30 protein-coding genes are annotated in these 20744 nt (G+C 36.4%); 8 read left to right on the top strand and 22 right to left on the bottom strand.

Going from position 1 to position 20744, the window contains the following annotated elements; all coding sequences use genetic code 11:
* Nucleotides 1-39: 39 nt before the first annotated feature.
* The 9 genes from EW15_RS06535 to EW15_RS06510 form a co-directional block, all read right to left on the bottom strand.
* Nucleotides 40-228: a hypothetical protein gene (locus EW15_RS06535; protein ID WP_038653378.1), complete on the bottom strand. Its 189-nt coding sequence runs from the start codon at nucleotides 226-228 to the stop codon at nucleotides 40-42.
* Nucleotides 228-431 carry a DUF2905 domain-containing protein gene (locus tag EW15_RS10600; RefSeq protein WP_071841060.1) on the bottom strand — a complete coding sequence of 68 codons (204 nt, stop codon included), beginning with the start codon at nucleotides 429-431 and terminating at the stop codon, nucleotides 228-230. The genes EW15_RS06535 and EW15_RS10600 overlap by 1 nt, the downstream gene beginning before the upstream one ends.
* Before the next feature lie 56 nt (nucleotides 432-487).
* Nucleotides 488-1690, bottom strand: a complete 1203-nt coding sequence (locus tag EW15_RS06530) for an AAA family ATPase (RefSeq protein ID WP_052041188.1) — start codon at nucleotides 1688-1690, stop codon at nucleotides 488-490.
* 80 nt (nucleotides 1691-1770) lie between these two features.
* Entirely contained in the window at nucleotides 1771-1896 is a 126-nt protein-coding gene (locus tag EW15_RS11635; protein ID WP_255327219.1) for a hypothetical protein, read from the bottom strand.
* A 51-nt stretch (nucleotides 1897-1947) separates the two neighbouring features.
* Nucleotides 1948-3177, bottom strand: a complete 1230-nt coding sequence (locus EW15_RS10335) for a S1C family serine protease (protein ID WP_081930467.1) — start codon at nucleotides 3175-3177, stop codon at nucleotides 1948-1950.
* Between the two features lie 35 nt (nucleotides 3178-3212).
* Nucleotides 3213-3659 (bottom strand): hypothetical protein, encoded by a 447-nt coding sequence (locus tag EW15_RS06520; RefSeq protein ID WP_038653375.1) that lies wholly within the window; start codon nucleotides 3657-3659, stop codon nucleotides 3213-3215.
* Complete coding sequence (locus EW15_RS10920) at nucleotides 3660-3818, bottom strand: hypothetical protein (protein WP_156095768.1); 159 nt, start codon at nucleotides 3816-3818, stop codon at nucleotides 3660-3662.
* A gap of 197 nt (nucleotides 3819-4015) precedes the next feature.
* A complete protein-coding gene (locus tag EW15_RS06515; RefSeq protein ID WP_038653372.1) occupies nucleotides 4016-5866 on the bottom strand; it encodes an AAA family ATPase in 1851 nt (616 codons plus the stop codon).
* Complete coding sequence (locus EW15_RS06510) at nucleotides 5866-6090, bottom strand: hypothetical protein (RefSeq protein WP_038653369.1); 225 nt, start codon at nucleotides 6088-6090, stop codon at nucleotides 5866-5868. The genes EW15_RS06515 and EW15_RS06510 overlap by 1 nt, the downstream gene beginning before the upstream one ends.
* Before the next feature lie 331 nt (nucleotides 6091-6421).
* On the opposite strand from EW15_RS06510, the gene EW15_RS06505 reads away from it, so the two are divergent.
* A complete protein-coding gene (locus EW15_RS06505) occupies nucleotides 6422-6820 on the top strand; it encodes a hypothetical protein (protein ID WP_038653366.1) in 399 nt (132 codons plus the stop codon).
* On the opposite strand, the gene EW15_RS06500 is transcribed toward EW15_RS06505, so the two are convergent.
* A complete protein-coding gene (locus EW15_RS06500) occupies nucleotides 6817-8202 on the bottom strand; it encodes a hypothetical protein (RefSeq protein ID WP_038653363.1) in 1386 nt (461 codons plus the stop codon). The genes EW15_RS06505 and EW15_RS06500 overlap by 4 nt on opposite strands.
* Before the next feature lie 247 nt (nucleotides 8203-8449).
* On the opposite strand from EW15_RS06500, the gene EW15_RS06495 reads away from it, so the two are divergent.
* Nucleotides 8450-9235 carry a hypothetical protein gene (locus EW15_RS06495; RefSeq protein ID WP_052041186.1) on the top strand — a complete coding sequence of 262 codons (786 nt, stop codon included), beginning with the start codon at nucleotides 8450-8452 and terminating at the stop codon, nucleotides 9233-9235.
* Nucleotides 9211-9456 (top strand): DUF3104 domain-containing protein, encoded by a 246-nt coding sequence (locus tag EW15_RS06490; protein WP_038653361.1) that lies wholly within the window; start codon nucleotides 9211-9213, stop codon nucleotides 9454-9456. Before EW15_RS06495 ends, EW15_RS06490 begins: the two co-directional genes overlap by 25 nt.
* 134 nt (nucleotides 9457-9590) lie before the next feature.
* Here EW15_RS06490 and EW15_RS11630 read toward each other — a convergent pair whose 3' ends face one another.
* Entirely contained in the window at nucleotides 9591-9725 is a 135-nt protein-coding gene (locus EW15_RS11630) for a hypothetical protein (RefSeq protein ID WP_255327218.1), read from the bottom strand.
* Nucleotides 9726-9959: 234 nt separating this feature from the next.
* Here EW15_RS11630 and EW15_RS06485 point away from each other — a divergent pair, with 234 nt between their 5' ends.
* Together EW15_RS06485 and EW15_RS10915 are read left to right on the top strand one after the other, a co-directional pair.
* Complete coding sequence (locus tag EW15_RS06485; RefSeq protein ID WP_011823820.1) at nucleotides 9960-10211, top strand: hypothetical protein; 252 nt, start codon at nucleotides 9960-9962, stop codon at nucleotides 10209-10211.
* Nucleotides 10212-10425: 214 nt separating this feature from the next.
* On the top strand, nucleotides 10426-10578 hold the full coding sequence (locus tag EW15_RS10915) for a hypothetical protein (RefSeq protein ID WP_156095767.1): 153 nt from the start codon (nucleotides 10426-10428) through the stop codon (nucleotides 10576-10578).
* Between the two features lie 39 nt (nucleotides 10579-10617).
* On the opposite strand, the gene EW15_RS06480 is transcribed toward EW15_RS10915, so the two are convergent.
* The 8 genes from EW15_RS06480 to EW15_RS06445 form a co-directional block, all read right to left on the bottom strand.
* Nucleotides 10618-10896, bottom strand: coding sequence for a hypothetical protein (locus EW15_RS06480; protein ID WP_038653357.1), 279 nt, complete (start codon nucleotides 10894-10896; stop codon nucleotides 10618-10620).
* A gap of 126 nt (nucleotides 10897-11022) precedes the next feature.
* A complete protein-coding gene (locus EW15_RS06475; RefSeq protein WP_038653354.1) occupies nucleotides 11023-11289 on the bottom strand; it encodes a hypothetical protein in 267 nt (88 codons plus the stop codon).
* Nucleotides 11289-11432, bottom strand: a complete 144-nt coding sequence (locus tag EW15_RS06470) for a DUF3721 domain-containing protein (RefSeq protein ID WP_038655297.1) — start codon at nucleotides 11430-11432, stop codon at nucleotides 11289-11291. Before EW15_RS06470 ends, EW15_RS06475 begins: the two co-directional genes overlap by 1 nt.
* Before the next feature lie 107 nt (nucleotides 11433-11539).
* Nucleotides 11540-12061 (bottom strand): DUF411 domain-containing protein, encoded by a 522-nt coding sequence (locus EW15_RS06465; protein WP_038653351.1) that lies wholly within the window; start codon nucleotides 12059-12061, stop codon nucleotides 11540-11542.
* A gap of 370 nt (nucleotides 12062-12431) precedes the next feature.
* Nucleotides 12432-12707, bottom strand: coding sequence for a DUF1651 domain-containing protein (locus EW15_RS06460; RefSeq protein ID WP_038653348.1), 276 nt, complete (start codon nucleotides 12705-12707; stop codon nucleotides 12432-12434).
* A 480-nt stretch (nucleotides 12708-13187) separates the two neighbouring features.
* The gene (locus tag EW15_RS06455) at nucleotides 13188-13577 is read right to left on the bottom strand and encodes a DUF3804 family protein (RefSeq protein ID WP_038653346.1); all 390 of its coding nucleotides are present in this window, start codon (nucleotides 13575-13577) and stop codon (nucleotides 13188-13190) included.
* A gap of 90 nt (nucleotides 13578-13667) precedes the next feature.
* On the bottom strand, nucleotides 13668-14696 hold the full coding sequence (gene arsB, locus EW15_RS06450; RefSeq protein ID WP_038653343.1) for an ACR3 family arsenite efflux transporter: 1029 nt from the start codon (nucleotides 14694-14696) through the stop codon (nucleotides 13668-13670).
* Nucleotides 14697-14849: 153 nt separating this feature from the next.
* Nucleotides 14850-15173, bottom strand: a complete 324-nt coding sequence (locus EW15_RS06445) for a helix-turn-helix transcriptional regulator (RefSeq protein WP_038655294.1) — start codon at nucleotides 15171-15173, stop codon at nucleotides 14850-14852.
* Nucleotides 15174-15292: 119 nt separating this feature from the next.
* Here EW15_RS06445 and EW15_RS06440 point away from each other — a divergent pair, with 119 nt between their 5' ends.
* The 3 genes from EW15_RS06440 to chrA are packed head-to-tail and all read left to right on the top strand — an operon-like array spanning nucleotide 15293 to nucleotide 18881.
* Entirely contained in the window at nucleotides 15293-16318 is a 1026-nt protein-coding gene (locus EW15_RS06440; RefSeq protein WP_038653339.1) for an ArsJ-associated glyceraldehyde-3-phosphate dehydrogenase, read from the top strand.
* Between the two features lie 10 nt (nucleotides 16319-16328).
* A complete protein-coding gene (gene arsJ, locus EW15_RS06435) occupies nucleotides 16329-17591 on the top strand; it encodes an organoarsenical effux MFS transporter ArsJ (RefSeq protein WP_038653336.1) in 1263 nt (420 codons plus the stop codon).
* Nucleotides 17592-17642: 51 nt separating this feature from the next.
* A complete protein-coding gene (gene chrA / locus EW15_RS06430) occupies nucleotides 17643-18881 on the top strand; it encodes a chromate efflux transporter (protein ID WP_038653333.1) in 1239 nt (412 codons plus the stop codon).
* On the opposite strand, the gene EW15_RS06425 is transcribed toward chrA, so the two are convergent.
* From EW15_RS06425 to pstS, 3 genes are all read right to left on the bottom strand, one after another.
* Entirely contained in the window at nucleotides 18870-19235 is a 366-nt protein-coding gene (locus EW15_RS06425) for a hypothetical protein (RefSeq protein WP_038653330.1), read from the bottom strand. The two genes, chrA and EW15_RS06425, sit on opposite strands and share 12 nt — an antisense overlap.
* A 100-nt stretch (nucleotides 19236-19335) precedes the next feature.
* The gene (locus EW15_RS06420; protein WP_038653327.1) at nucleotides 19336-19521 is read right to left on the bottom strand and encodes a hypothetical protein; all 186 of its coding nucleotides are present in this window, start codon (nucleotides 19519-19521) and stop codon (nucleotides 19336-19338) included.
* Nucleotides 19522-19641: 120 nt separating this feature from the next.
* A complete protein-coding gene (gene pstS / locus EW15_RS06415; protein WP_038653324.1) occupies nucleotides 19642-20613 on the bottom strand; it encodes a phosphate ABC transporter substrate-binding protein PstS in 972 nt (323 codons plus the stop codon).
* Between the last annotated feature and the right edge of the window lie 131 nt (nucleotides 20614-20744).

Here is a 20744-nt window from a genome sequence, read left to right as displayed (position 1 = left end):
TTCGATAGCAATCGGCGGTCAAACGGTGGAGGAATAATCTTATTTGGGCCGTTTTTTAATACCAAACATCTCAGCCATTTTTCCAGTTAAAGCAAAGTATCCAATTGCTCCAAGAAACAAGCTAAAAGCAATAAGGTTCGGAACGATGCCACCAATGATCTGAGCTTCTCCAAAAGTTAGAAAAGTAATCACAACAAAAACCCTGGCCCAGTTATCAGCGAAACTCATTAGGAGGATCGAAATAAATTAAAAATGACTGAAAGAAGCAGGCTGATGGCAATACAGCTAACTACTGGAAAATAAAAAGATGAGTTTTCACTTCGAATAATGATGTCCCCAGGCAATCGTCCTAACCCTATTCGTTTTAAGTAAGGATATAGAACACCTATTGATGCGATCAGTAGTCCTACTGTGATTAGCATTTTTTGCATTAATAGTTCCTTGCAGTTAGGTCGACTGGTAAGAGAAATTCTTTTCTCATTAACCCTTAATCAAGTTCTCTTGTTGAAGTGATTGAGGTGTGATCCTCTAAATATTCTGCTAATTGCATGAAGTCAGTTCTTGGAGCACTTCTATTAGCAACAGATTTGAAAGCTAATTGAGGTGGAGATCCATCGACAAGGTGATACCCCCAATATCGAAGAGCTCTACTTTCTCTAATCTTCACATAATCAGGATGTATAAGTTGACATTTTGGATCGTTCTTTTGATATTCCTTGATTGGCTTTTCAACCAAGGCTAATAGATGTTTATTTCTTTCTTCGTATGATTGAGCTCCGCTATATGAGTTGATCAAACAAAACATTTCAGCCTTGTTATTCATTTTTCTAATATGTTTGAAAGTTCTTGTGATCACATCGCCATTCTTTGCGATACCAAGAGGATTAAGGGTTGTGGGTATTACGCAATAATCAAATTTTCTTATTAGATACTTAGGATTTTCGGAAAGGACAGGAGAGCAATCACAAATAACGACTTTTTCGGAATATGACCTTTCATCCCATTCGTCGGCATTTAAGACAGTGATTGTTGCTCCTGAAAAACCTTTTTTATTGGGGGGGATATACAAAGAAGCATCTTCATCAGAGTCCTGATCTTGAAGAAACAATTTCCTCAAATTCCTGTCAGGATCAAGATCTAGCAGGATTACGTCATAACCCATTATTGCGAATGCACCAGCCAGATGAGCTGCAACAGTCGTTTTCCCAACACCTCCTTTACAAGTGAAAATTCCAAAATATTTGACTGCTTCATCTTTTACATTCTTTTCCTCTATATCCTCTTCTTTCTCTTCTTCAGGGCTTTCTCCTGGGGCTAAATCAGGGTCATAATTCCATTTGATTCCTCTTTGTGAGGAAGTTCCTAGCTTTAGATTTGGCTCTCGATCTGCTTCAGCAAGAGCTAAAACATTTTTGCTATATCCACTTTGCGAGATAAACCATCCACTAGTGAAATTTGAAGCTATTGGAAGTTCTAAAAAAGCAACAAACTTTTTGTATTGACCTGTGTTTTGCTTTGCTTTATGACATTTAACTTGTACAGCGATTCTTTCTTTCCCTTTAATTAATTCAATGTCGTATCCGGGATTGTTTTTTGTTGGCATTACGACTTCGTAGCCCAAAGTCATACATTGTCTTGCTACGACTTTCTCGAAATCATCAGGATCAGTGATTCGTAAGTCTGGCTTCATTTAGGACTCTTTCTGTATGAGGAATATAGATCTCTATACCTTTCTAGCTGATCTAGTTAAAACAAATATCACATAAAAACTTATTCAATTTTCAAACCATACTCTTTAAGCCTCTCAAATAATTCTTTTTTCAAATTACGATCAATTCTTTCTTCAACCTCATTCCAGAGAGCTTGTTCTTCAGCAGATAATTCCTGAGATTTCATGTGAAGTTTTTGAAGGATTGTGGTATGTGTCCTTTGTGAATATTTTGGTTTTTAGCCTTTGCAAAAATAATTAAACAAAGCAGCGTTTTCCATTTGATCGACTTCTTTGCTGTTCCCGGGCAGATCAACTAATTTGCCTTTTTTGATCTCGTACTTTGTCATAAACCAGCCTGGACCAACTTTGTAATAGTTAGTTGGTCCCGTTGTTCTCCCTTTATAAGTTGTTGGACCATGCTGAACTATTTGATCTTTGCAATTGATTTTTCTTTCAAAAGGGTAGGAACCAGAGAGATAAACTTTTTGACCTGTTTTTTGAACGGTGACCTCGGCAAAGGTTGATAGGGCGTTTCTTATAGCTTTTACAGAAAACCAGTCTTCATCTTTTCTGATGGATTTATTTTCTATCATTAATCGATTTGTTTTTGGCTCTCTATTAGGTGACAATTCAGTTGTTACAGTGAGAGTAGTCCATTCTTTATTCCCTTTGTTAACTTGTATTTGACTGTAAGTTTCTCCATATTCAAATTCAAAAGGCGGGAATGGTCCTTCAATTGATTTTGGTGGTAATGGGAGATTCGCAAGTGTTTGTTTATTAATTGCCTCTTCATCAATAATTGGATTTTTTAAAAACTTTGTTATTTGCTTATTCCCGATAGCAAAGTTGAGTCCCTCTGTCCCTTCACCAGATTTGAAGGTAACAACACCAATCGCACATCCACCATTATTAAATACAGGACCACCGCTGTTGCCAGGATTTACAGGGGCATCAATTTGGACAAAATTCTCTCGATCTCTAATTTGACTAACAACACCTCTTGTCAGACTAAATTCGAGACCACTAGGTGCTCCAATCACGACGACATCAGAACCAACTTCTGGCGAATTTTTACTAAGTTTTATTGGTGTTCCTTTCGTTCCAGCGACTTTAATTAATGCAAGATCTCTCTCAAGTTTATCCCCCCCCAAGTTCCCAACTACTTCTGCTCGATCAACTTCTCCATCATTCCATTTAACGTCTACTCGTTTTTTATTACCGACAACATGAGCATTGGTAAGTATATAAGAATGACCTTTGCGTCTTTCAACTACAAATCCACTCCCTTGACTTCCTTCAGAGGTGATAACAACGACGGAATTTACTTTCGATTTAAATAATTCAGCTGGTGTGTATTTGTTCGCATTGCAGTTATCACTTAATACTCCAAAGGACTTAGCTTCTATGAAGAATATTGAGGGTAGAAGAGAAAGAAAGAGTAATAGCCTTAGTTGCATAAACATCATTACTTCTTTCTACCTTTCTAGCTTATCTAGGCCATTCAGACATTAATTATCTTTCCACCTTCAAGAGCATTTATAGAGTTTCTAATCTCTTTGAGTTGCTCAGCGTTCTCTCGATCTGTAATACCTCGATCAATAATCCTAAATAAACTCTCAACAGCTTGAACAACTACATAACCTCTATTGCCCTCGTCATTAATTACATCGATTAATCTTTGTGCCGCTGCAGGTGCTGCAGCAATGAGTTTGCTATGGCTTTGATCTAAAGCGTCTTGTGTTTGACGTTCCAGGAACTCATTTGCATCAGGATGATCTCTGACGTATTTCCTGAGTGTTCGATAATCCATCCCTACTGATTCAGCAGCATCTTTCCATGACGATCCATTGCCTCTGAGAACAAGTGCTCTTTGTACGTGAGGAGGCAGAGGTATCTCTTCTATAGAAGGTCTTCCTTTTCTTCTTGGTTCGAAATCAGTCAAAGTCATTTATTTACTCTCCACTGTTATGGGTAAATCCCATACGGTTAGATCTATTGGAATTATTTCATCTTTAATCATCACCATACGAAGAGTCGGTGGTGCTTGTTCAATCGATATCTGTTGTACCCGTTGACGTAGACGTTCCAGTTCTCTTTCGAATCTCACAGTGCTAGAAATTTTTCTGTAGTTATTTTAGGGTTTTTAAGTTAGAAAAAATCATTTAATTTATGTGTCTACACTTTTAATTTGTACGAACCAGCAAGCACTTGTGGGGTGTTAGTTTTTTGTCATTTATTATTATTGTATCTTTCTCTTCTATTGCACTGGAACGTATTTGGGGATGACATTTTTAATTTATGACATTAATCACACACCCCGCATATTGCAAAACGGTATTCATACTTGGGACGTCCAACGTGTCCTGATTCAATTGGTCTACGTTCTATACCTGTAGCAGCAGCATGAGTAAATAAATTTGCTAATTCTCTTTTTATTGATCTGTCATCTGCTTTAGGCGTAAAGGTTTTTAGAGTTGTAAATGGTAGCCATTCCCCTGCTTTTGATTTAAGTCCTGAATGAAGTTGACTACGAATAGTGTTACGAACGTCGAGCTCTTTAACTCCACCCTCGTCACCAAATAGAGAGTATCTATAGGATTCTTCAGATCCTAGTAGGTTCATAACAAAGCCATTTTCTATTAATCCAGAATTATCTTTGAGATACTTCAATCCATAGATGGGCGATCCATCAAGATGTTCTCCTTTTTTCCATAAACCCCAAGCATCTCTAATTCCATTAACGATGTATGACGAACCAAAGAAGTCTCCTAAAGATGGTTTCCATTTCGCTGCCTCCTTAGTATTCTTATGTGTCCTTTTTTTTAGATGATGATTTACCACAATTGCTGCTCCAGTATCCGCGGCAATACTGTTTAGTTCATACATGTAGAGTCCAATTTCAGCATCATTCATAGCCTCATTACCACCAAATAAAACTCCAAAAGAATCCATTTGGACAAGGCCAAAACCATTGTTATCAATCCACTGTCTTAGGTCTGGAAGTTGGCTTGCAGTCCATTTCCAACACAATTCCCATTGAGCTGGATCGGGTTGCAAGTTCATCCTTTTCCATTTTGTTTGTGCATTAACGTGACTCTCATCACCTTGGATTAATAGACATTTTCTTTTCTTAGTAGTGAGTCTTCCAAATAATGGCTTACCTGTCGTAACTGACTCTGCTGTTTGATAGAGCAACGAGGTTTTACCTGAGCCCCCGTCCCCTGCAAGCATGGATACTGTCCCGCTCATGATGAAATTATCTACAAGTGTCTTCTGGTTGAACTCACCTGACATGACAGCATTGAAGTTGTTTAGTTTTTGATTCTTAGATGACTTCTCCACTTGCAATTCATAAATAAGAGAGCTGAGCTCTTTGGGATTCATCTTCAACTCTTTTTGTAGCTGCTTTAGTCCTAAACGCCTTTGACTAGGTCTAGGGAGTAGTTTTATCTCATTCCAACCTTTCTCTAAGATCGTTAAAGAGTCTTCTGTTTTTGTTGTTATTGAGGGTGGATTTAGTGGAACGTGATTTGTTTTGAGCCACTTGATATGTTCCATGGGTGTTAAATAATCCTCTATATCTGGCTTGTCTTTTCCCTCAATAAGTCTATAAACCACACCAGCTTTCATTTTTATTAGAAGTAAGCGCGCTTCAAATTCTTCAATAGGCTCAATTTCTGCGACGTCGTTTAGATGAATCATCCTTTCGTAAATGGAATAATCTTCCCCAGACGCCTTTGCTTCTTGGATATTGCACTTCATTCGATAATTCCACTTATGAAAATAAGGGTCTTGATGAGTTTGTAGTGCTCCCCAAAGTAAACCAATTAGATTCCAATAATTTCCTAGATAGTCAGGGTGGTCTAAATCAAATAAATAATATTGAGATTCAAGTCGACAATATTTTTTATAGGCTGATCCAACTCTTGGTGGTTCGAAGTCATTTTCGAATAGTTTTTCAATACTTATGGGTTCAAGAATCTCTTCACCTTTAAATGCATCTAGATCTTCATAGTTTGATAGCACTAAGTATTCGGCTTCTCTACACCACTGCTTGAAATGACTAAAAGTACATTCTCTTTTGTTGGACCACTCTTTTGTAAAGTCGTCCGACTTCGCTTGTGTTGGTGCTTTATTGATAGATGTATTTTTCATTAGATGGACCTCTTAGGAGCTTTCCATTTGCTGAGTAATTCCTCAAGTGCATCTAATTTCCATAAATAAGAGCAATTCTTCGTTTGCCCTGTTCTTATGTAATGGATGTTGGGTTTTAAGAAACCATCTTTTTCTAGCTGTACTCTTTTTCGGAGAAGAGTTACAGGATTAAGTCCTAAGGCCTTTGCAGCATTAGAAGTCGATACCCATTGGGACGTGGACATTATTCATTAGTGGTAAAGATTATTATTTGGTGAGGGCTTTCCGCTAGCTCTGCTATTTGAGTTCGGTGTCTTAGTTAGCGTTGCAACTAAAAGCTTTGTCCGATTTAGCTCAAAAACGTGCCTTCTCTATTAGTGGGAGAGTATCCACATCTATAGAAAAGTGCAACCTATTATCTACAAATTATTTTTAGTTAGATTGTGCATGAGAAAGAAGTAGCTATGTCTCAATCGATCAAACTATGATTTTTGAAATGTGAATTGTTAAATAATTAATGTTTGTTGGAAGTCTTTTTCTCTAACCTCAAAAATAACTAATAAAAGGATTAAAGACATGACTATTCAAGTTACTCCTATCTATTCTCGAAGGTATTGGTCGGATCATGCGGACAAAGTTATTACTTCATATAACTCTAATATTGAATCACTGATCATTGAAGACTCTCAGGAAGGTAATTGGAAAATCAATGGGAGACTTGTTCCTTATCGGAAAGACCCTGCAGATGCACATACAACAATAAAAAAACAATGGGGAGTTTTAATCCATAATGACATCTTTCGTATTTGTAGTAGTAAATCTGAAGCTGAAGAATTTAAAGAAAAACTTCTTAGAACAATTGAACAAATTAAATCAATTGGAGATGAAGAATCTATTTCCTATGCGAATCTTTTTAAACTTAGTCAAGGACAACTAGAAGTAAAACCAACAGTTAAAAGAGTTGATTTAGATTAATTGACCACTTGCGAACCCTCGAGGATGTTCCTGAATTTTATAGCACGTTCCATTGATCTTTCTAGCATAGTTTCGGTGCTCCACTGAGCATAGCGAGCGTTATGTACAGGGACACTGTGACCCATAAAAGCTGCAACTTCTGTATCACTTAATTTGTAAATTTGATGTGCCCGCTTGCTATAGGAATGTCTAAAGCTGTAGGGCACAACACCTACATCTGATTTTAATTTTTTCCAGACCTCATTAAAACGTAGGTAATTCCTAAATGCATCACCTGCACCAGCTTTCATTCTTGGTAAAGGATCTCTCTTTTTAATACGTTCCAATAAATGCCATTTCTTCTCCCATTCGGGATGGATCGGCCATAGTCTGCGAGGCCTGGTAATACCTCCCCCAGACTTTTTGCAATAGGTGCAGAACATATATTCCTTGTCATTCTTTTTGATCGTTAGATGCTCATGTCGTACTTCCTCAGGACGTAGGCCATAAGTAATTGCAAGCTTTAGAGCAAAGTCCCACTCCATTGCACGATCTCTTAATCGATGCCTTTTCTCTTCTTTGTCTATGTCTATGGGTAGTGAGCCTAATAGCGCTAAAAGATCGTCATCTTCAATCGCAACTGTTGGACTAGAAGTTTCTTTCTTTTTCTTGGCTGACTTAACTCCTACGTAATCATCGATTGCATTCCTTGGTGGCGCAGACCAATTCTCTGGATTTAGTAAATAACCTGATTTTTTTGAAGTTGCCCATCTTAAAAAAGCTGCAACATGTTGAACTCTGATTTGCCTGCTACGACTTCCAGCTTCTAAAGGCTTAATAGGTTCGGGCTTTTTATTTTTATCTTCGTAGTCACCAATTTGGATTAATAGTTCATTAGCATTGGTAGCCGTTTTCACTATTTGCTTAAACCTTAAATATGTTTTCCCTTTGTCCTTTGGCCTTGGAGGGTTGATTTTTGTATTTGGTCTCCCTCCATATTCTTTATTCCAATTCGCTTGAGTGACATCCCCTTTTTGTTTCACCTTGTAGTGTTCGTATTTTTCCCATGCGGCAAGAAGAAGCATTGGATTTGCCCTGTCTGCTGCACTAGGAACTTCTGTATTGGCTTTGTTGATTCGATCAATAGCTTCGTCTAGTCCGCATATCTTTTTCTTGACCACTAATTCATGTACTTCAAGAACAAGCTCTTGGATCTTCGCTTGCTGTGCCCTCTCCCATAAGACAGGGAGATTTTTAAAGACTCTCGTTCCATCGTCAAACCTGACACCTAAACAAGCCCTTCTCCTGCCTTTTGTTGTGACCTGCCAGTTTGCTCCAACCTCCCCCCTAAGAAAGATCCTCATGCTTTGAACCCAATCTGGTGCTTCTGAACGAGCTTTCATTAAGGATGAAGTCTTTAAAGCGGGATCTCAGCGGGATCTCCTGAGTAAATACAAGTTAAAACAAATAGATATTCATTTCAATTGTTAGTCTCAAACTCATTACAATAGCTAGAATATTTTTAGTCAGGGATTAGATCTTTATACCAGTCTCATGTGTACAACCGATTGCTTTGGGAGCACTAGGTCGCAGGTTCGAATCCTGTCGCCCCGATCAGTCAGAGACAGGTTTCCCAGCCTGTCTTTTTTAATGGGAAATAATAGCGTGGGCAAAACGTGGGCAAAAGAACTTTCTGGCTTGGTCGAAAAGCTAGATGTGGCCTACAGATCGGGCAATGCTCAAGTAAGTGACAAGCAATTTGATCAGTTAGAAAATAGGCTTAAGGAAATTGATCCTCAGAATTCATATTTCCAGCAGAAAATGAAGTTACTTAGTTTGGATAATTATTGCTTTAGCGAATGGTGGGCAGAGAAAGCCAGAAATGAAACCATGATTGTTCAACCAAAATTTGATGGCTGTGCTTTAGGTCTTCGATACCAATCTGGAACCTTAGTAGCAGCATTCACTAGAAGTGGAAAAGATGTACTTGAAGCGGCTAGAACTATTTGCAATCTTCCTGTGGAACTTCCAGAAGATGGAATTGCAGTTTCAGAAGAACCACTTGAGATCCGTGGCGAACTCTATGGGCCAAATCTTTCTAGAACTAAATCCCAAGCTTTGGCTGGAGGACACCTAAGAAAGAAAAACCCAACTGGTGCTGGTCTTAGTTTTGTGGCGTATGAAATTCTTGGAAGTACTGCAGATGAAATTGAAGATATAAAAAAATTAGAATCATGGTTCTTTGAAATTCCGCCAACTAATAGAACTGCTGATCCTCTCCAAGTTAAGAGATGGCATAAAGAATGGCTTGCTGGTGAACTTTTCGAAAATCTCCCAACTGATGGAATAGTCGTCAAAGTTAATTTTGGGAAAACAAAGAAGAGACTTGGAGTAAATTCAAAAGCACCTAATTGGGCTATAGCGATGAAGAATTAGTTGAAGAGCCTTTATTTTTAAAAGTTAAATGCGGTGACGCTGTTCTTTATGAAAAGGACCAAATTGGAAAAGTTCTTACTTTTGTTGGAGGCTCTCGTGATACTGATGCACCCTCACTCTTTCAAATTGCCAACGTAGATTCTGGCGAAATTCGCTGGATTCATGGTGAGGAAGTTACCGAGATAGTTAGCAAATATCAAAAAAATACAATGCTGACTTAACTGCGAATTAAGTATTGCTTATCCAGTAATTAATCTTCCTTAGCCATAATCAAAAAGCAAGGTACCAATCTAAGCAGTGGTCACCAAGCTAAGCAAGGAGGAGTCGTTACTACGGGAAGTCCGGCTCTCTTTGCTTATTTTTCTCCATCACACATTGATTTCTGATACCAGAGATGATGAGACATCTTTTGATCTTTAGTTCTGATTATGTTTAATTGAATCTGAGCTAATACTTGTTGAAGATGATTACTGTCTGCAAGTGGTTTCATTATAAGAATTTAATTATGTTATTTTCTAGCATTTTTTCAGATTTTTTCGTGTAGTCGAAATCACCTATCCACTTTTAGCTATTGCAAGTAGTAAGGCTACAAGCTGGTAATCTGTTCACGCAAATCACCAGCCATTTTTAACTTATCAGAATATCTCAATAACCTGTGTAATCTTTAATACCTGAAGCTAATGAAACGAGTGCTATGTTCTGATGGATGGCTGATTAAATATTGATGACCCGTTTATTTTTATTAATCTTATTTATTGTTTTGATAAGTGCTTGTACAAAGACTTCAACAGAAGTAGGTACATATAAAGCAAAGCCCATTTCATCGACACAAAAACAAAGAGAGACTTGTCTTGATTGGTATGCCTATAGAATTGATACTGCTAAAACCATAGAATTACTCAATCTGAAGACAGAAAAAGAATCAGATTTAATGGTTTATTGTGAGTTCTTTAAGAATGTAGCCGATACGAATTAATTTCTTAAGGAAGTAGATGAATAGTCAGCCCTAAGCTTAGAAAAATCTCCTATTTAAATTCCAATAACTTGTAGCTGAAGAAAGAGCTTCTGCTGATCGTTCTATGCAAACTATTCTTTCTAGCTTAAGTTAAGGTTTGATTTCCATTTATTAACTTTCTCTTATCTTAGAGTTAACAATAGATTAATTTTAAGAAGTTCGACTTCACAAGCACATGTCAAAAAAAGCGAAAGTTTCCAAAAAGTTGAAAACATTATCAACAGTTGTTGGTGCAGTTAGCCTAGCTGTAATAGCTTTCTCTGGCTCTGCTGATGCTTTTTCTCCTACATCTATAAACTTAGAAATAGAAAATCAATTGCATGATTGATAGACACTTGTACTAAGATGTCTATTTTTTTATTCACTATTATTTGGAATAGTCCTCGGAATTTGAATTGAGGTCTTCATATCCATCAGCAATAGCTCTTAGCAAACCTGCGGCATACTCTTTAGGACAACCAAGCTCTTCAATCATTGCGTTCATATCTTCTCTAACACAAATCAAATAATCACTAATGATGTCAATCGCGTGATCATCAGTGGGTTTCCACTTCTCAGTTGGTAATTGTTTTTGGTAGCGTTTTGATTGAGCGCTTTGCAATGGGTCTTCTTTTAGAGAAATGCACCTATTGGTGGTGTCATCCATAGTATTAGTGATTCGAAAGCGTAGAACTTGTTGGTTCTCCATCGACATTATCAAGAATTTTTCAAAACTAAATGTGACCTCCTTTACATGCGCTTGGGCATAGCTTTGTGCTGTGCAAACAATTTTTTAGTTTGTTTTTGAAGGTCTTTTCAATAAAGAGATTCCAGTGCAAAGAAGTACCAAAGTTGACAGTCCTGTTAATGGTGAATAAATAGACTGCAAATTTATAAATCCAAAATTACCTGTATGTAATTTGATCAACCAAAAAGCATCTATACCAAAAGCTAATAAAATGGGGTACAGAGAACCACTTGAAATAGTTAAAAATAATGGAACCGCAAGAATTACTGCAAATCTTCTATGCCATTTCCGACTTGAATATAGTTTTTTCATTATTGATTCGCTCGACGTTTCTTATGTAGCTCTTTTTCGTTTTTACATGGAAGCCATTTATCTTGATTTTTATGTATTCCAATGCAACCAAGTTCAAATGATTCTTTTTCAGCTTCTTGCTCAGAATAAAATGTACCCTTCATATGAGCTTGAGAATAAAGATTGAAAGGAAGAGTTAAGAAAAAGAAAAAAGTGAGAATTTTTAACTTCCTAAGAACAAAACTCATTATTAACATAATAAGTACTTGTCTTAGGGATAAATTTTGTCGAATATTTTTGTTTTACCACTATTACTAAATGAAACTACTTTATAACTTTCATAATTATCGTGAGAATGTGATTCGTGTGAATGTAATTCCATTCCAGGAGAACCATGAGGCATACCAGGAACAGCTATCCCAGAGATACTTGGTTTCTCTTTGAAAAGTTTTTTGATTGATTCAATCGGCACATGTCCTTCAATCTTGTACTCACCTATTTGAGCAGAGTGGCATGATCTTAAATTATTGGGAATTTTATATTGTTTTTTTATTGCTGAGACATCTTCAATAACGTTATCAACAACTTCTAATCCATTATCGCGTAGATGGTTAACCCATTTCTTGCAACAACCGCATGATGCTGATCTGTAAGAAACAACTTTAGGAATATCTATGCTTTTTTGACTTTCAGCACTAATCCCTTGAGGGTTCAATGTATTTACGAAAAGAACACCAGAGAAAGCAAGAGAATTGAGTAAATTCTTCCTAGAAAATAATTTCTTAGATTCCATGCAGATAAAGAATTTTTACCTTCTAATATATTAATACTCTAATTAAATTTTTTTTAAATTGCGTCAAACAAAATCAAACTGCTCTTTATTGCCATTATTAAAAGATTCTCAATAAAACCACTTTCTATTATCCGTACAAACCCAGTATTACGCTAGCTTAACTATGAATTAAGTATTGATTATCCATTAATTAATCTTCCTTACCCATAATCAAAATGCAAAGTACCAATCTAAGCAGTGGTCACCAAGCCAAGCAAGGAAGAGTCGTTACTACGGGAAGTCCGGCTCTCTTTGCTTGTTTTTACTAGCTAATAATTAGATATTAGGTCGCAATATGTTAGGCGTTTGTATTAAGAGTCGCCAATCATATTTAGGCAGCATCATCATTAATTTGATCTTCAACTAATTCCCAACCATTGCTAATTAGCTCTCTCCAAGTTTCTTCTGCACTATTCAAATCTATTCGTCTTGTATTTTTTAACTTTGTTGGACTTCCTTCGATAGTGCAATACCAAAGTTGACTCAGCACACTTGGATAACCTACGGATGATTTGGGATCACGAATAAAGAACAAACAAAAATCTCTTGTTGGAGCAACTAACCAACCTGTAATTGTTGGCAATGCTTCTCTTTTTGGTTCTTTCATAGAACTTATGCATGATACCTATCTCATTGAAAAGATAAAACTATATTGAATGAATCAAACGTGCCTATAGAAACATCATTAGTTTTTCTAATTAAAAACAAAAAAACCGCCCAGTTCTGTTAGGGCGGTTTGATTGTGAGATCAGGCGCAAGTGTTTCCTTGTTTCCACTGCGGAGGATCTCTACTCCTCACAAATTAAAACTATTTGAAAAATCTAGATGTCTCAAGTATCAGTAGATGAGTCTCTTAACTGTCACATGTGCATACTTTTAAATAAGACATTAAAAAAGCACCCTGCCCTGCTTACTGAGTGGATGCTCTTTTGATACAGAACGATGTGCGAGGAGTACTTCCGTTCTGTATTTGATTTATACAACGATCTTTCCTTTGTTGTCTTCAAGAAATGGTTAAGAATCTAAACCTGATTCTTAACCTAATTGAGAAAAATTACATTAACGCCTTCAGGCGTTGGGAAATAGGTTAATTCCAAGTCGAGAGGTCTGTAGTTCCTTGAGATCTTTGCATCCAGGAAATTTTCCAAGTGCCATCAATTTTCTTGAAAATCAATGAATAACTAGATAAATCATTGTTTCGCTCACCTTTGTAGCTAAATGCTTCTTTCAATGTGAATGCAGCAAAGCCCCAATCAGAATTAGCTTCTAATCGATGAATCTTTACTAATTCGGAAAGCTCAATAACCAAATCTGCACTGTCATACATTCCTGCAAGATCCTCTGCGGTTATGGGGTTACCACTTGGCCTGATAGCCAAGAAATCATTTGTAGTGTTAGCGGGTAAAAATGTCTTGTTTTGAGCCCTATCGGTAAAGCCTTGAATAAGTGCTTCTAGTTGCTGTGAATCTGAGGACAATGTTCTTAATGTATTTCGCTAGAGCTTCTCATAATTAGAATAATCATGATGTTTTATTTGATTTATTTGAGCAAATCAGAAAAAGCTAAATCAGCTATAGCTTTTAGCTCTAGGAGGAAATAAATAATCATTATTGTTAACAATGCCAACCAAAGATAGCATTACTGGCACTTCAACTAAAACACCAACAACCGTCGCAGTTGCGGCACCTGAATTGACACCAAAAAGACTTATTGCGGTAGCAACAGCTAATTCAAAGAAATTGGAAGCCCCAATCATTGAAGCTGGACCTGCTATTGATTTTTCTTGATTAAATATTCTCAAAAGAATTGCTGTAATAAAAAAGATCAAAAAGGTCTGCATAATTAAAGGGATAGCTATTAATAAGATTTGGAATGGGTTATTGATAACCTCACTAGCTTGTACTAAAAATAAAAATAAAACAGTTAAAACCAAGCAAATCCCAGAAATTGGCTTCAAAAAATTATTTATCGTATAAATTTTTGCTGCATCATTAACAATTTTTTTGATCAATAAGCAGAATAAAAGTGGTGTAAATACATAAATCAAAACAGAGTTAAATATAGTCCATAAGGGTATTTTGATTTGATTAACACCAAGCAAGAAAGAAGCAATAGGTGCAAAAGCAAATAATAAAATAAGATCATTAATAATAACCTGGACCAAAGTATAGTTAGAGTTCCCTTTAACAAGATTACTCCAGACAAAAACCATTGCTGTGCAAGGAGCAACTCCTAATAGAATCATCCCAGAAATATATTCTGAAGCTTTACCAGCATCAATCCAAGTTGAAAATATATTATTTATAAATAATATAGCTATACCTGTCATAAGTATTGGTTTGATTAACCAATTCACTATTACCGTAATCAAAATCGCCTGTGGCCTATCCTTGATTTTGATAATAGAATTAAAATTTATTGATAACATCATTGGAATTATCATTCCCCATATCAAAAAAGCTATAGGTAGATTGATACCTGTTAGTTCTAAAGAGGAAATATAATTAGAAAAATTAGGAAAGATAGATCCAATAGAGACCCCTAGAATCATGGAAACAGCGATAAAATAACTTAGGTATCGATCTACAAAAGACATTCACAAATTCTAAAGTTAATACTACTGTAAACAACAGCATATAAAGTTTGTTTATGATAATAACTATTTGAAATCAATTTAGATATTTTTTGCATTAATTTCAATGTTAAATATAGTTTCTATATTTAAAAAATAAAATTAATAATAGAAAGTCTAGCAACAATCTTTTGTAGACCCTTGCGAGTTCTCCTTAAGAAGAACAATCCAATCTTGCAAAGAATTTAGAGCTTCAATATTTAAGTGATAATAAACCCATCTTCCGCTATGCCTATCAATTATCAATTCAGCCTCTTTCAAGACTTTTAAATGAAACGATATTTTTGACTGAGCAAGTCCCATCTCTTCAATAAGATCACATACACATTTTTCGCCTGAAGACAAAGCCTCAATGATTTGAAGCCTAAGAGGCTCTGAAAGAGCTTTTAGCAGTTTCTTTGTCTTGTCTGAAACAATTTCGCTGTCAACCGCCGAACTCACAGACAAAAGAGTAAAAATATGAACTCATAGTACAAGAATTTCCAAAACCAATCAACAATGGTTGATATATCAACCATTGTTGATATATGCTGTGTATGTGCTCTATTGTGCGGAGTTTTATGCGCATTGGTATTAATGGTTTTGGTCGTATAGGACGACTTGTTCTTAGGGCACTCTGGGGTAGAGAAAATATAGAGATTACGCATATCAACGATCCATTGGGTGATGCAAAGGGAGCTGCGCATTTACTTGAATATGACTCAGTTCATGGTCGTTGGAACAAAGCAATAAGCAACGATCAAAACAACCTGAATATTGAAGGTCACCCAATATCTTTTTCACAAGAAAGTGATTTCACAAAAGTGCCATGGAAGGAAAAAGGTACAGAGTTAATTCTCGAATGCTCAGGGAAATTCAAAACCCCTCAAACATTAAATCCTTATTTCGATACTCTTGGGATGAAAAGAGTTGTCGTTGCATGTCCAGTAAAAGGAGAAATCCAGGGAGAGGATGCTCTAAATATCGTCTACGGTATTAATCATGATTTATATGAGCCCAATAAACATCGCTTAGTAACAGCTGCATCCTGCACGACTAATTGCTTGGCTCCCGTTGTGAAAGTTGTTAATCAAGCTTTTGGTATCAAGCATGGAAGCATCACAACACTCCATGACCTAACAAATACACAGGTAATCGTTGATTCATTTAAATCAGATTTAAGAAGAGCAAGGAGCGGATCACAAAGCTTAATTCCAACAACAACAGGATCAGCAAAAGCGATAGGGATGATATTCCCTGAATTACAAGGTAAATTAAATGGTCATGCAGTTCGAGTTCCTCTCCTCAATGGATCTTTAACTGATGCTGTATTTGAATTAGAAAAAGAGGTCACGCAAGAAGAAGTCAATCATGTGTTCAAAGAAGCTTCAGAAGGAGAACTAAAAGGAATACTTGGTTACGAAGAAAAACCACTTGTATCAATCGATTATGTCAATGACTCGAGAAGTTCAATTATTGATGCGCCCTCAACCATGGTGATCAACAAAACTCAACTGAAAGTCTATATTTGGTATGACAATGAATGGGGGTATAGCTGTCGAATGGCTGATCTCGTATCACATGTAATCAAGCTAGAAAAAGAATAAAAATAAAAACATGCGATTAACGGCATTGCAACAATATGGAATCGTAACGACCAACTATTGGGCATTCACACTGACAGATGGTGCTCTAAGGATGCTAGTGATTTTTCACTTTCATAGCCTTGGATATACAACGTTAGAAATCGCATTCTTATTCCTTTTTTACGAGTTCTTTGGCGTTATCACTAATCTCTATGGTGGATGGATTGGAGCAAGATATGGATTACGTCTAACATTATGGGTCGGGACTCTTTTACAAATCGGTGCCTTATTGATGTTGATACCAGTTTCGAGTGGTTGGTCGAAACTTTTGAGTGTCATTTATGTCATGGTTGCTCAAGCGATTAGTGGTATAGCAAAAGATCTCAATAAGATGAGTGCTAAAAGTGCCATCAAAACTGTCGTTCCAGACTCCTCAGAAGAAGATGGTGGAAATAATCAATTATTTAAATGGGTAGCTATCTTAACTGGTTCAAAAAATGCACTCAAAGGAGTTGGCTTCTTTCTTGGTGGATTGTTGCTGACCAGTTTTGGTTTTAATAAAGCAGTTGAATTAATGGCTATCGGATTAGGTGTTTCGTTTCTATTGACATTGATTTTGCCTGGAGATATTGGAAAGATGAAAAGCAAACCCATCTTTAAAGACTTATTCTCTAAATCTCAAGGGATCAACGTCCTCTCTTTTGCACGTTTTTTTCTCTTTGGGGCAAGAGATGTATGGTTCGTCGTAGCACTTCCTGTTTTTCTTGAAACGTATCTAAATTGGAATTTTTCTGAGATTGGAGCGTTCCTAGGCTTGTGGGTTATTGGTTATGGCTTTATCCAAGCTTTTGCACCGTCTTTAAGAAATTTATGGGGAAAGAAAACAAGTCCAGGAGTTTCTTCTGTTCAATTTTGGAGTGCTGTCTTAACTGCGATACCTGCGCTAATAGCAATAGCACTATGGCGACAAAGCAATCCAGAAATAGCAATTACAGCTGGATTGATATTATTTGGGTTCATTTTTGCAATGAACTCATCAATACATTCCTATATGGTTCTTGCTTATACGGACAAGGAAAACGTGAGCCTAAACGTCGGCTTCTATTACATGGCAAATGCGGCAGGAAGACTGATTGGTACGCTCTTATCTGGTGTCCTATTTATGCTTGGAACTAATGCCTCTATAGGAATGCAACTATGTTTATGGTGTTCAAGCCTATTTGTATTTCTCTCATTGTTGACTAGTTTACGACTACCACCAGTTTCAAGTGCTATAGCTATTGAAAAAGCCTAATATTCTTATACCAAAAGATTACCTTATCTTTTTCTATAGGATATTTGTTTAGTGATAGTGAGCCCAACATTTTCTGAACTGAGTTCAACTTTTCTGAAAATAGGAGTCTTTAGTTTTGGCGGCCCATATGCGCATATTGCAATGTTTAAAGACGAGATCATCATTCAAAGGAATTGGGTTTCCGAGCAAGAGTTTGACGAAGGATTGGGTATTTGCGAAATACTACCTGGGCCGACATCAAGTCAATTAGCAATCTTTTTAGGGACAAAGATAAAGGGTTTTTATGGAGGATTAATAAGTGGGATATGTTTTTTATTGCCTGGATTTTTCATCATTTTACTTATGAGTCAACTTTGGAGACAAGGACAATCAATTGATAATTTTTCAGATTTTTTGTCTATTCCTCAAATAATTGTAATTTCAATAATTTGGGGGTTTGCTTTAAACCTATTAAAAAATCGTAGTCAAGTATGGCAATGGACAACGGCTAGTTTTGTATTTATTGGGTCAATTATTGATCGATCAACTTCACTACATCTACCTATCACATTGCTTTTATTGTTGGCTGGAATTTTCGGAATCTATCAAAGTAATTCTAAGAGATTCCTGAGCTTTTTCTTTATTCCTTATGGCTTTGAGCATTCTTATTTCGATCTAAAATTATTTGGTTTTCCAAGTTTTTTAACAGCTCCAATATTTCGAGAGGATATAGGCAATTTATTATCGAACTCTTTGAAGTTATTTTATGTATTCTTTAAAGCAGGTTTACTGGTTTTTGGTGGAGGGTTAGTAATTGTTCCACTCCTACAAACCCAAGTAATTGAGATGGGTTGGTTAGATAGTCGTAGTTTTATTGATGCTATAGCCATCGGTCAACTCTCTCCAGGGCCAGTAGTTCTTTCAAGTGCATTTATAGGCTTTCAAGTTGGAGCAAAAGAAGGAACTATTCTTTTAGGAACATTTTTCTCCCTCATCTCAACATTCGCGATATTTTTACCAAGTTTTATATTTATTCTTTTAGGGGAACCTTTAATAAAAAGAATCAAAAATAAAGTGATGATAGATAACTATATTAATGGAGTGTTATCAGGCATACCGGGTGCAATTCTTGCTGTAGTCATACCTATGACGGGTAAGGTTATCGTTGGCAAAGATATCTTTCAAACTTGTATTTATAGTCTAATCTTTTTTATAAGTCTAATCCTTAGTTTTAAACAATCCATAAAGCCTTATAAATTAGTTGCCATATCTATTGTTCTAGGGATGGCAATCCAAATTTTATTTTTGTAGGCATTTAAAATAGGGTAATTTTTTCGCTTTCATCCTATTTATACATTCATCAATTTTATCTAATTCTGTCTTTGATTGATTGGGCTCGTTTGATTTGAGTTTTGTGTTTGACTTAGTAAAACTCCCTTCCTTCTCTTTAACTGCAGTTGTAGTTGTTGGAGTTGATTTGGAATCAGTGGATTTTTTTAAATCTTTTCCACATTCTAAAATAGGCAAACCTTTAGCTTTTTGATCATTAATACATTGATCCAATTTCTCTAACTCTGTTTGATTCATATTTTTAAGTTGATCTTTTTCTGGACAACCCGTTAATAAGAAAAGAAATAACGGAGAAAGTAGAAGCAATCTTTTCATTTTTTCTCTTGTATCTAAAGTAAGATTATCAAATTGTTTTTAAGTTTAATTTAAGAAAAAGATTTTAAAAATTCGTTCAAACAACTGCTAAATAAAATAATCATCTCACCTCTGACTCTCGATCATATTCAAGACCAGCTTCATTCATCCAAGCTGCTTTTGTTTTGCAGTTTTTACCATGCTCCGCGAGATGTAAGCCCTCAATCGAACTAAATAAAACTAGCAGTGACACAGGTATCCACCAGATAGGTGATCCAACTATTTCTTTCCAATTATTTAGTTGCATACTAAAAACTTAGGTTAATAAAAACTTAAACTACTTTTTTTAAGTAGTGGTTAAGAGTGAACAGGAAATAAAAAAAGGAGACTTAAAGTCTCCTTTTCTGATTGTATTAAAAGCTAAGTTTTACTTACCAATACGCTTTACTGCAGCGCGTGATTTTTTAAGAATTTCACCTTTAAGAGGTACGAATCCAAGAGAAGGAGCCTTAGCCTGGGCTTTATCACTTAGCAAGTAGTTAAGTGATTTTTGAATAGCTTTAGTATTTCTACCATTGCCTTTTTCATAAGCAAGAATCCATGTCAACGTAGCGATTGGGTATGCACCCTTAGCTGTTGGGTTAGGGTTTTTACCTGCTAAGTTTTCATCTAAAGTAATTCCATTAAGAGCTTTAGCTCCTGACTCAGTAGATGGCTTTAAATACTCTCCAGATAAGTTTTGAAGAGCGGCAGCCTTGATTTCTCCTTTAATGTATGACTGGTTTACATAACCAATTGCACCAGGAGTATTACGAATTACGCCTGCAACACCTGCGTTACCTTTTCCACCAACACCAGCAGGCCAAGCAATAGATTTACCTGTTCCTAAATTCCATGTCTTAGAGAAAGCTTGCATGGAGTTTGAGAAAGCCTTGGTTGTACCGGAGCCATCAGAGCGATGTGCCCATGTCATTTTTCCTGCAGGACAACCAACTTCTTTCCAATTTGAGATTTTACCCATAGCAACGCGAACAGCTTGCTCTTGAGTCAGCTTAAGGTCGCAATCGTAGTTATAACCAAAGGCAATTGTGCCTCCAACCATTGGGATTTGAACTAATCCACGAGTAACTTTTGCAATATCCTTTGCTTTCATTGGATCATCAGAAGCACCGAAGTTAACGGTTTGGTCAATGAAAGCTTTACGGCCAGAACCTGAACCAACAGCTTGATAGTTGACTCGAGGTCCACCTTCTTTGGCTAAATCAGAAAACCAACGTGTGTAGATTTTAGCGGGAAAGGATGCACCTGCTCCACTAAGACGACTAGCTGCATTTGCGGACATGCCTGCGCCCACTGCAAGCAAAGAAGTATAGATGAGGGCCTTCTTGGCGAAGGTCATGAGGCCTAATAAAAAAACTGGCTCTTATTTCATAGCATTTAATTGATCTAAATATTTATCTTTAAAATTCAAATTAGCAATTCATCAATTTTCCTTGATCTGTTCTTAACCTTTTGATTATCCAAGTTTAA

The sequence above is a fragment of the Prochlorococcus sp. MIT 0801 genome (assembly GCF_000757865.1).
Lineage (GTDB): Bacteria > Cyanobacteriota > Cyanobacteriia > PCC-6307 > Cyanobiaceae > Prochlorococcus_B.
This window is presented reverse-complemented; position numbering and strand designations above follow the sequence as displayed.

Coding starts and splice junctions, on each gene's coding strand:
- EW15_RS06510 (WP_038653369.1), bottom strand. CDS start 6,090: ATGTCCACGTCCCAATGGGTATCGACTTCTAATGCTGCAAAGGCCTTA.
- arsB (WP_038653343.1), bottom strand. CDS start 14,696: ATGTCTTTTGTAGATCGATACCTAAGTTATTTTATCGCTGTTTCCATG.
- EW15_RS06440 (WP_038653339.1), top strand. CDS start 15,293: ATGCGCATTGGTATTAATGGTTTTGGTCGTATAGGACGACTTGTTCTT.
- EW15_RS10600 (WP_071841060.1), bottom strand. CDS start 431: ATGCAAAAAATGCTAATCACAGTAGGACTACTGATCGCATCAATAGGT.
- EW15_RS06515 (WP_038653372.1), bottom strand. CDS start 5,866: ATGAAAAATACATCTATCAATAAAGCACCAACACAAGCGAAGTCGGAC.
- EW15_RS06495 (WP_052041186.1), top strand. CDS start 8,450: ATGGGAAATAATAGCGTGGGCAAAACGTGGGCAAAAGAACTTTCTGGC.
- EW15_RS06480 (WP_038653357.1), bottom strand. CDS start 10,896: ATGGATGACACCACCAATAGGTGCATTTCTCTAAAAGAAGACCCATTG.
- EW15_RS10335 (WP_081930467.1), bottom strand. CDS start 3,177: ATGATGTTTATGCAACTAAGGCTATTACTCTTTCTTTCTCTTCTACCC.
- arsJ (WP_038653336.1), top strand. CDS start 16,329: ATGCGATTAACGGCATTGCAACAATATGGAATCGTAACGACCAACTAT.
- EW15_RS06420 (WP_038653327.1), bottom strand. CDS start 19,521: ATGCAACTAAATAATTGGAAAGAAATAGTTGGATCACCTATCTGGTGG.
- EW15_RS06505 (WP_038653366.1), top strand. CDS start 6,422: ATGACTATTCAAGTTACTCCTATCTATTCTCGAAGGTATTGGTCGGAT.
- EW15_RS06475 (WP_038653354.1), bottom strand. CDS start 11,289: ATGAAAAAACTATATTCAAGTCGGAAATGGCATAGAAGATTTGCAGTA.
- EW15_RS06470 (WP_038655297.1), bottom strand. CDS start 11,432: ATGAAGGGTACATTTTATTCTGAGCAAGAAGCTGAAAAAGAATCATTT.
- EW15_RS06530 (WP_052041188.1), bottom strand. CDS start 1,690: ATGAAGCCAGACTTACGAATCACTGATCCTGATGATTTCGAGAAAGTC.
- EW15_RS06500 (WP_038653363.1), bottom strand. CDS start 8,202: ATGAAAGCTCGTTCAGAAGCACCAGATTGGGTTCAAAGCATGAGGATC.
- EW15_RS06460 (WP_038653348.1), bottom strand. CDS start 12,707: ATGAAAGAACCAAAAAGAGAAGCATTGCCAACAATTACAGGTTGGTTA.
- EW15_RS06535 (WP_038653378.1), bottom strand. CDS start 228: ATGAGTTTCGCTGATAACTGGGCCAGGGTTTTTGTTGTGATTACTTTT.
- EW15_RS06485 (WP_011823820.1), top strand. CDS start 9,960: ATGACCCGTTTATTTTTATTAATCTTATTTATTGTTTTGATAAGTGCT.
- EW15_RS06425 (WP_038653330.1), bottom strand. CDS start 19,235: ATGAAAAGATTGCTTCTACTTTCTCCGTTATTTCTTTTCTTATTAACG.
- EW15_RS06465 (WP_038653351.1), bottom strand. CDS start 12,061: ATGGAATCTAAGAAATTATTTTCTAGGAAGAATTTACTCAATTCTCTT.
- EW15_RS10915 (WP_156095767.1), top strand. CDS start 10,426: ATGTCAAAAAAAGCGAAAGTTTCCAAAAAGTTGAAAACATTATCAACA.
- EW15_RS11635 (WP_255327219.1), bottom strand. CDS start 1,896: ATGAAATCTCAGGAATTATCTGCTGAAGAACAAGCTCTCTGGAATGAG.
- EW15_RS06520 (WP_038653375.1), bottom strand. CDS start 3,659: ATGACTTTGACTGATTTCGAACCAAGAAGAAAAGGAAGACCTTCTATA.
- pstS (WP_038653324.1), bottom strand. CDS start 20,613: ATGACCTTCGCCAAGAAGGCCCTCATCTATACTTCTTTGCTTGCAGTG.
- EW15_RS11630 (WP_255327218.1), bottom strand. CDS start 9,725: ATGAAACCACTTGCAGACAGTAATCATCTTCAACAAGTATTAGCTCAG.